The 8,673-nt window shown below is 41.5% G+C and carries 8 protein-coding genes and 1 pseudogene; 7 read left to right on the top strand and 2 right to left on the bottom strand.

Annotation, left to right across the window (positions count from 1 at the left end):
* The 5 genes and pseudogenes from A3766_RS13675 to eda all read left to right on the top strand — a co-directional run.
* Positions 1 to 461: 2OG-Fe(II) oxygenase (locus A3766_RS13675; protein WP_068642365.1), on the top strand; the 461-nt coding region annotated here is incomplete at its 5' end.
* A 129-nt stretch (positions 462 to 590) separates the two neighbouring features.
* Entirely contained in the window at positions 591 to 1,277 is a 687-nt protein-coding gene (locus A3766_RS13670; RefSeq protein ID WP_068507732.1) for a transposase, read from the top strand.
* 32 nt (positions 1,278 to 1,309) lie between these two features.
* Positions 1,310 to 1,450 (top strand): annotated as a pseudogene (locus tag A3766_RS28960) (transposase domain-containing protein); the annotation flags it as partial.
* Positions 1,451 to 1,670: 220 nt separating this feature from the next.
* A complete protein-coding gene (locus A3766_RS29660) occupies positions 1,671 to 3,092 on the top strand; it encodes a cytidylyltransferase domain-containing protein (protein WP_068507734.1) in 1,422 nt (473 codons plus the stop codon).
* 2 nt (positions 3,093 to 3,094) lie between these two features.
* The gene (gene eda, locus A3766_RS13660) at positions 3,095 to 3,631 is read left to right on the top strand and encodes a bifunctional 4-hydroxy-2-oxoglutarate aldolase/2-dehydro-3-deoxy-phosphogluconate aldolase (protein ID WP_068507735.1); all 537 of its coding nucleotides are present in this window, start codon (positions 3,095 to 3,097) and stop codon (positions 3,629 to 3,631) included.
* Between the two features lie 47 nt (positions 3,632 to 3,678).
* On the opposite strand, the gene A3766_RS13655 is transcribed toward eda, so the two are convergent.
* A complete protein-coding gene (locus A3766_RS13655; RefSeq protein ID WP_068507737.1) occupies positions 3,679 to 4,677 on the bottom strand; it encodes a polysialyltransferase family glycosyltransferase in 999 nt (332 codons plus the stop codon).
* Positions 4,678 to 5,020: 343 nt separating this feature from the next.
* Here A3766_RS13655 and A3766_RS13650 point away from each other — a divergent pair, with 343 nt between their 5' ends.
* Entirely contained in the window at positions 5,021 to 5,911 is an 891-nt protein-coding gene (locus tag A3766_RS13650; RefSeq protein ID WP_068507739.1) for a LysR family transcriptional regulator, read from the top strand.
* A gap of 10 nt (positions 5,912 to 5,921) precedes the next feature.
* Here the strand turns inward: A3766_RS13650 and A3766_RS13645 are convergent, their stop codons facing one another.
* Positions 5,922 to 7,847 (bottom strand): acyltransferase family protein, encoded by a 1,926-nt coding sequence (locus A3766_RS13645; RefSeq protein ID WP_068507741.1) that lies wholly within the window; start codon positions 7,845 to 7,847, stop codon positions 5,922 to 5,924.
* A gap of 196 nt (positions 7,848 to 8,043) precedes the next feature.
* On the opposite strand from A3766_RS13645, the gene A3766_RS13640 reads away from it, so the two are divergent.
* Positions 8,044 to 8,673: glycosyltransferase family 2 protein (locus A3766_RS13640; RefSeq protein WP_068642363.1), on the top strand; the 630-nt coding region annotated here is incomplete at its 3' end.

Genomic DNA, 8,673 nt, shown 5'->3' with positions numbered 1-8,673 from the left:
TGAGGAACGAGACGGTTCGCTCTGATGAAATCGCTTGGATCTCAGAAGAGACGGAGGCGGGTAAGGCTTGGCTTGAATGGGCGTCTCAATTGCAGTCTTATATGAACAGGCGCTTATACTTAGGCTTGTTTTCGTTCGAAAGTCATTTTGCGCATTACAGTGCGGGTGATTTTTATCAGCGCCACTTGGATGCCTTTAAGGGGCAGTCAAATCGAACACTCACTTTGGTCGCCTATTTTAATAAAGACTGGACGCAAGAGGATGGCGGTGAGTTAGTTGTATACAAGGATCAGGATGATCAAGAAGGGCAAAAAGTGCTTCCTAGCTTCGCGACACTGGTGGTCTTTCTTAGTGAAGAGTTTCCGCATGAAGTGCTGCCAGCTAAAAAGGATCGCTACTCGATTGCGGGTTGGTTTCGGGTGAATACTTCTTCGGCGGACCGGGTTGACCCGCCGGAGTAAAACGAAATGAGAGAAAAGTAAAGAAAGGGGACGGAGGGATTATTAATTGACCAGCAGACAAACTTCTCCGTAAACCCAAACTCTGATACTTTCAATGATTCTTAATCCATACGCAAAAAGGAGTTTGCGATGCCGAGAAGAAAAAGGATGTATTTGCCTGACGTGCCCTTTCATATTGTTCAGCGCGGGAATAATCGAGAAGCCTGTTTTTACTCACCTGAAGATTACCAATTTTACTTGCATGTTCTAGGCGAGGTACTGAGCCGTTACAATGTGGCGCTTCATAGTTATGTTTTGATGACCAATCATGTGCATTTACTTATGACAGCTTCAGAGCAAGATGGTATTTCTCAAGTGATGAAGGTGTTGGGTAGCCGTTATGCGCAGTACTTTAATAAGACGTACAAGCGCACAGGAACGTTATGGGAAGGTAGGCACAAATCAAGCCCTATTGATGGGGTGGCCTATTTGTTGAAATGTTATCGATATATCGAACTAAATCCGGTGACAGCGAAAATGGTTGAGCGGCCGGAAGAGTACAAATGGAGTAGCTATGGCTCAAATGCCTATGGTGATGAGCATGTTGTGACAACTCCGCATGAACTGTATCTTGAGTTAGGCAGTGATATAGAGCAAAGATGCTATCAATATCGTGAGTTATTTAAAGAAAGCTTGAGTGGCTCAGATGTGCACGGGATTCGGTTAGCAGAACACTATTGCCAACCGCTGGGTTCCGATAGGTTCAAGATCCAAGTTGCCGAGAAGACAGGGCAAAAGATTGGCCAGATGCGTAGAGGGAGACCAAAAAATGGCTAATAAATAATCCCTCCGTCCCCTTAAACATTACAATTATGTCGTTAATCCAAACCGCCAAGATGAATGGATTGGAAGCATACGCCTATCAGAAAGATGTGCTTAACCGATTACCGTCGCATAAGAATAATCGGCTGGATGAGTTATTGCCACATAACGGGAAGGCTGATCAATAGGTAATGCCCAGACGCTTACAAGGATCTTGTATAACTTAAAGATTAGGTGGCTCGTTTTCTATGATGTAATCAGATAATCTATATAGGGCTGTAATTTAGTATACCGTCACGTTGCGGTGATGGAGTTGGTAGGCTTAAGTTGTTGTTACAATGAACGAAGTGATAAGAAAGAGGAGGCTGAGTCGCTCGATGACAATAGGACCTTATAAAATGGTGAGAAATGTTTAATAAGTATGATATTGCGGCAGTGATACCTGTCAGACTTGGTAGTTCAAGAGTTTCGCAAAAGGCCCTTCTTGAGGTTGGTGAAGACAAAATTAGTCTGTTAGCGTGGAAAATAAGACAGCTTAAGAAAGTGCTGTCAAAAGATAGCATATACGTTAGTACTGAGGCTGATGTACTGATGGATATTGCTCGAGAAGAGGGTGTAAAAGTTCATCGTCGCGATCAGTTCCTTGCTGACGGACATAAAGCTACTTTTAGTGAGGTCATTGTTGGTGTCGTTAAAGATATACCGCACGAGCACATTGCTTGGGTGACATGTGTTGTTCCTTTGATGAGTCCTCAAGAGTATTTGCAGGGGTTTCGTGAGTACTATGATCATGTTATTCCAGAAACTTCAAGTTTCGATAGCTTGGTTTCTGTAAACTTGCTCAAGGAATATTTTTGGGATGATGAAAAACCAATCAATTATTCTGCAACAAAGAAACATACCATTAGCCAGGAGCTGCCTAATATTTATAGGGTAACGAATGGGCTGTATATGGCTCCTAAGTCATTGATGCTTGATAAAGAGTATCTTCTTGGTAAGAACCCTTTTAAGTCCTGTGTTTCCAAGATTGCGGGCATCGATATAGATGAATACGAAGACTATGAAATTGCTCGTGATTTAATGGGGATTTATCAGAGCAATGAGTCTAAAACTCAAAATGAGAGTGTTATATTTCTGGACTTTGATGGTGTAATCGTAGATTCGGCTAAAGAAGCATATGCTATGGCTATGCTTGCGACTAAAAAATCTCAGAAACTTTCTGACGTAGACTTGAATAGTGAGCATTGCAGGAGGTTTCTCGAACAGCGTTGTCATATTGGTCCCGCGTGGAATTACTATTATCTATTAAAGTGTTTGGACGAAGAGAAGGACGTCCAATTTCTAGATATGTTGCCAAATGAAGCAGGAGACGAAGCTAGGGTTTTCCAGGATAGATTTTTTGCTACGCGACAAGTTGTTAGAAATCATTTCTGGGATGAATGGCTTGATTTAAATCACTTTTATGAAGGTGCTAATGGCTTCATAGACTTAATAAATAACAATTCGAATGTTGTTGTTGTAACGACGAAGGATGCAGAAACTGTCAGTGCGCTTCTTGAAAAGTACGGTGTGTTGCGTGATGTCGAAATTTTTGATTCGAGGTCATATGACCAATTTGGCTGCAAGTCTTTGTTCATGGATGACTATATAAAACGAATGAATATCAAGAGGGCTCTTTTTATTGATGACTCATATTCTCATCTCGAAAAGTGTAATTGGGTTGAAAAGCTATCTACCATCCAAGCTAAGTGGGGTTATGTTTTTCCTGAGGTTTATGAGGATAATAAAAACGAGGTTCTTAATGCTGCAATGGAGATAATTGGTGGATAAAGATGGAATATCTAAAAAATAAAGTCGTCTGTGTGCTCGTTGTTAAGAATCTTGAAGGTTTGCAAAATAAAATTCGGGCATTAGTTGCTGATGGGTTTGATGTCTTTGAAGTAACTTTACGCACAGACGTAGCTCTCGATGCTATTCGTAGCATAAAGCGCGACTTTCCAAGTTTGAAGGTCGGGGCAGGTACTATATTGAATGTTGAGCAGCTAGATGAGTCGATTTGTGCGGGAGCCGATTTTGGGGTTTCTCCAGGGTTGAATGAACTAATAATTTCGAAATCTAAAGAGCGAAACTTTGACTTTATTCCTGGGGTCGCAACACCCACGGAGATTGAGAGAGCTATTGCCTTGGGTCTCTGTTTGGTAAAGTTATTTCCAGCAAAGCTCTTAGGCGGTGTTGAATATATTCAGGCAATTTCGGGGCCTTATCGTAATATGTACTTCATGCCGACAGGTGGGGTGAATGAGTCCACTGCGAAAGATTACTTGGATTTAGATAATGTTCTTTGTGTCGGAGGGTCATGGATGTTCTAAAAGGGTCTGGTGTGTCGTTATTAAGTGAACGTTTTGCACAGCTTGATTTATCCGACTGAATCAAGATCAATCGTATCAACGTTCGCTACTCTGAATATAGTACTAATACTATCAAGGGCCTGTGGATAGATATTGGCGCCAACAGATATAGAGTCTATTCGATCACCAAAAATCAGTTTTGCAGTGAGTAAAACTGTGCTGCAGCATGATATCAGAACGTCATACTCATTTTGTTCCAAATACTGTTCTAAACAAACGTAATCGTGTTCAATTTTTTTATAGTTTTCCTTGAATAGGCAGTCGTATTCGTCCCTTGGGTGGGCAATATAATGTATTTCAGTCACGCCCAATGAGCTTAACTTATTCTCTATTTCATTCGAAATACGGTGTTCAACTTCCTTTGGCGTTTTACTATTTTTTAGAAGGCACTGACCTACAACCAATGCTTTTCTAGCCCCTATTCGATCCGATTCAGAAGTTTTGTCAGGCAAGGAAATGTATTTCACTTTCGACTTAGGGTAAGGGCTTTCTAGCCCAGAAAAACTATAGGCAGTGCTTACGATGGGAGTATCTGTGCCTATTCGTTCCCCTTCTATAGGATATATGCGTAGTCCAGTGACTCCATAGCTTATGCGCGATGGCCATTTTTTCTTCGCTCTATATTCCCACTTTACGGATGCGTCTTCAGGTGAATAGTTTATCGTACCTTCAGGCACGATTCGAACTTCTATGTTATGACTTTTATTGAGCGTTCCAATGATGACGTTCGTATAAATTAGATCGAGCCGGTTAATGTAAAAAATATTCTTATCGTTTAAGTGCTTTTTGATTTTACTAATGTTTTTATGAAGAGCACGGGCTCTTCGGAAGATACCTCTTGATTTAGTTTCCAGAGGAATTACTTTACTTTTACGTTGCTTGAGGTAGTGGGAAGCTTTCTTGTTAAAACTAAAGAATATGGGGCGATGGATTTTTTCTGTTTCAATAATTTTTAGTGACGCAAAGCATTGAAGTTCAGTGTCAATCAGAAATATATGGCTTGTCATTACGTGTTACCAGCCCGGGAAAGTATTCTAAAGTGTTTAACAAGGTAAGGCCTAGTAATAAGGTACTTCTAAGAAGGGAACCTATGTTTGCCTTTAATCGATTGGTTAAGTAAGTAGATGTTATTTATGCTACCTGTTTAATGCAAGTCGATTATATCAGAAAGTTAAACGGGTCACTCAACTGAGTAAAACGAAAAGAGAGAAAAGAGGGGTAGTACCAAAAGGCCTGTATTTAGTGCTACCCGCTAAGCAAGTTTTGAGTTAGTCTATATCTGCTCAGATTGAAGGGCAATAACAAAAAAAATAGAATAACTTTACCATATTTGAGAAGGTTGCTTAGGCTATGAATTACTCTCTTGATGAAATGGCTGTGTTTGTAGCGGTTGTCGATAGTGGCAACTTCTCCAGTGCTGCGAAGAAAAGTGGTATTCCTGTTTCTACTATTAGTCGAAGAATTTCTGATCTGGAAACACGCTTAAATGTACAGTTACTGTATCGTACCACCCGGCAGCAAAAGCTGACTGATATCGGCGCAGTGTATTATGAACACTGCAGTCGCATGCTTCAGGAGGCTGAAACAGCAGAGTTAGCTGTTCAGAACTTACAAGCCAAGCCTTCAGGAATATTAAGAGTGACTTCGCCTTACGCCTATGAAGACCCATTTATGTCTGAACTGATGGCGAGCTTTATGGAGAAGTACCCCGAGGTTAAGCTTCAGAACCTGGTTAATCAGCGTAAAGTAGACCTGATTGAAGAGAAGATCGATTGTGCGATCATTGCTGGTCATTTGGATGATTCCAGTCTTGTCAGGCGTGGTTTGGGCTCGGCTGTCGTTGTTTACTGTTGTAGTCCTGCCTACATTAAGAAGTACGGTTACCCTGACAGTATTGATGACTTAGGTGGCCATAAATTAGTTCAGCTGGAAATCCCTGAATGGCTTAACCCTGAGCCGGATATACTGGTTGATTTGGTGGAAACACGTCTTGCCACCAATGATATGTTTATGTCTCGTCAGGCTGCCGTCGATGGTTTGGGAATCACCCGTTTACCTCGTGTTCATATCGCCAATGCGCTGGAAAAGGGTGAGCTGGTTGAAGTGCTCCCAGAGTATAACTTTGACTTACCTTTAAGCATCTTGTTCCCAAGCAATAAGCAGTTTACCACCAAACTGCGTGCGTTTATTGATCATATGGTTGAGTTTTCAGCCAAACATGCCAAGTGGGATTTTGGATAATCCCTATTGGCTAGTCAATTTTGAGTTGTGCATGATCCAGTACAATTCCGGCACCTGTTAAGCTTAAGTGATCGTCATCGAAATATAGTGCTTGGCCATCCCTTACTGTCGGACAGTATTCTTCAGAGCATATTGCTTCGAGAGGCTTAATTGCTTTCAGGTTATCACCAAATGGCAAGCTATCTAGTTTCTCAAGGATAAACGCATGACGCTTCATGTATGCATCCACTGTCGTGGTTTTATCCTTGTCATAGGTATAATCATCAACAAAGAGGTAGTTCGGGGTCAGTATCGTCGCGATATGATCTGGTAATTCTGGTATCGGATAGACTACGTAGACCATTTTACCTGCTTTTAATAAGCGACTGATAATCTCATCTAGGCTTTGCCAGTACATTTCCCAAACTTCTTCGTGCGTTTCTTTTCGGAAAGGTTCTCTCAGCCAATTATTGATATCTGGTTTAGATAAAAAACCTGTATATCGGTAGCCTACGATTACATTCTTAATGCTTTGTTCTTGTTCTAAGTAAGCTAGTGTTTCATTTGTCCAATTATGGCAGCCACCTCGTTTGACATTATAGTTCAGCGCGGGTTGGCAGCCACTAAACGACAAGTGACGGTTGCCTTGCTTATGAGGCTCGAGCTTCTTTGCTAAGGCATAAGCAAGTTCTACGGTGTGACTATCTCCAAAAGTAGCCCAGGTGACATTGTCGTTGAAGTAATGACACGATTCTTCCGGGCGCAGGTAGTCTTTCCCTTTGGTGTGGCACTGTTTTCTCTTAGGGTTATGTTCAATCGTTGCATCATATTCGGTGCTAAAACGAAATTGCATGCCGTCAGTTGCGAGTATGAATCCAAAGCCTAATATAGCAATACCTATCCAACGTTTAGCAACCTGGATCATATCCTTGTTTTTGAACTTAGGGCTTCTTCTAAACGGGGTTTCGACATAGCGGTAACTTAGAAAAGCCAGTACGAAGGTTAAAAGTACTGCCAGGATGAATAGTGCTTCAGAAGGTTCGCCTGAGCTCTTCATCCGCAAGAACGCGAACAATGGCTGATGCCATAAATAGAGAGAATAGGAGATGAGTCCTACGGCTACAATTGGCTTTAGAGAGAGTAATTTGCCAGCTAGAGTTTGGCGATCAGCAAATATAATGATTAGGCTGGCACCTATAACGGGTAGCAAAGTATAAAAGCTAGGAAATGGCGTGTCAGCATCAAAGCAAAAGAATGAAGCGATAACCATTGTGAGACCAGTCAAAGACGCTATCTGCCTGACGGGTCTCGTATATGAAATCTGATCAAATTTGTATATGGAAATAATTGAGCCAAACAATAGCTCCCAAGCACGAGAGGAAATTAAATAGAAATTTGCTGCGGAGTCTCCTTTGAAGGCCATATATTGCGATAACAGTAAAGAGGCGAGCGTGAGAGCGATAACGATTGCAGAGAGTGACTTACCTTTACGGAAGGCATATAAGGCTAACAAAGGAAAGAGTACATAATACTGTTCTTCTACTGCAAGGCTCCAGGTATGTAACAGTGGTTTTTGCTCTGCTGCCGTAGAAAAATAATCACTAACGCTATAAAAATGGAAGTTAGAGATGAAGCTGATAACCGTTAGCCCGCTATTGGCATAAGATTTAAAAAGCTCTGAAGGCATCACGACAACGGCAATAAGCGTTGTTACAGTCAGCATGCTAAATAAAGCGGGTAAGATTCTACGTGCGCGACGCTCATAGAAGTTTCTGATCGTAAAAGTACCTGCGTTCAGCTCATCCAGAATGATACGGGTAATCAAATAACCGCTGATAACAAAAAAGATATCGACGCCAGCATAGCCACCGCTAAAACCAAATAGTCCAGCGTGGAAAAGAATGACTGGTAGCACTGCTATGGCTCGTAAACCGTCAACTTCACTTCTATAAAGCATTATGAATCCTGGATCTGATAGGTATTTCAATAAATGGCGGCGATACTAACATACAAAAAAATATGTGGACAAGTTTGGGGCTTGTGTTGTCTTCCTTCACCGTTTATGGGATTGAGTATGTCTTAATAATAGGAACCATTTTATTGCTCTTATGGTAATATCCTTGGCTACGATACTTTCTCTGGGAAACGTCTTGATGCAACAAACCAAAACTTATCCGCCACTTCGTTATGATTCATATTTGATCCAACTATTTCGGTGGTTTGTTAAGCCTTTGTTACCCGTGTCGTGGTTTCGCGACCCCATTCCTGAAACCGAAACTCGGTCAGCTGTTTCAGGTGAGTTTGATCTGGAAATCGTAAGTCATTGCTGGAACTACTCTAATACCTTGAGCTATCAGTTAAGTTCATACGTCAACTACCCACCCAGTAAGTTACGTTTAACCGCAACCGTGTTTTATGCTGAGGAAGATAAAGGTACCAAAGCTGTTTTAGATTACTTTTCTAAGCTAGAGGTGCCAAATGTTACTTGGAATTTTCAGCCGCTAAGTAAGGGAAAACTATTTCGCCGCGGAATTGGTCGAAACATGGCGGCTCGTTCGACTAAAGCTGACTGGTTGTGGTTTACCGACTGCGATATTATTTTCCATAAGAATTGCCTCGATTCTTTGGCTGAAGCACTTCAAGGTAAGAAAGATATTTTGTATTACCCGCGCTCCGAGAAAACAACTGACATGTTGAAAGATGACGACCCGATGTTGCGTAAAGATGCCGAGCCTCAATTAGTTGATATTGAAACCGCGAACTTTAGCTCTCATACTCGTGAT

Source organism: Oleiphilus sp. HI0132 (assembly GCF_001635845.1).
The sequence above is the reverse complement of the archived record's forward strand: the minus strand, read 5'-3'. Positions and strand labels throughout refer to the sequence as shown.

Coding starts and splice junctions, on each gene's coding strand:
- A3766_RS13645 (WP_068507741.1), bottom strand. CDS start 7,847: ATGCTTTATAGAAGTGAAGTTGACGGTTTACGAGCCATAGCAGTGCTA.
- A3766_RS13670 (WP_068507732.1), top strand. CDS start 591: ATGCCGAGAAGAAAAAGGATGTATTTGCCTGACGTGCCCTTTCATATT.
- A3766_RS13650 (WP_068507739.1), top strand. CDS start 5,021: ATGAATTACTCTCTTGATGAAATGGCTGTGTTTGTAGCGGTTGTCGAT.
- A3766_RS29660 (WP_068507734.1), top strand. CDS start 1,671: ATGTTTAATAAGTATGATATTGCGGCAGTGATACCTGTCAGACTTGGT.
- eda (WP_068507735.1), top strand. CDS start 3,095: ATGGAATATCTAAAAAATAAAGTCGTCTGTGTGCTCGTTGTTAAGAAT.
- A3766_RS13655 (WP_068507737.1), bottom strand. CDS start 4,677: ATGACAAGCCATATATTTCTGATTGACACTGAACTTCAATGCTTTGCG.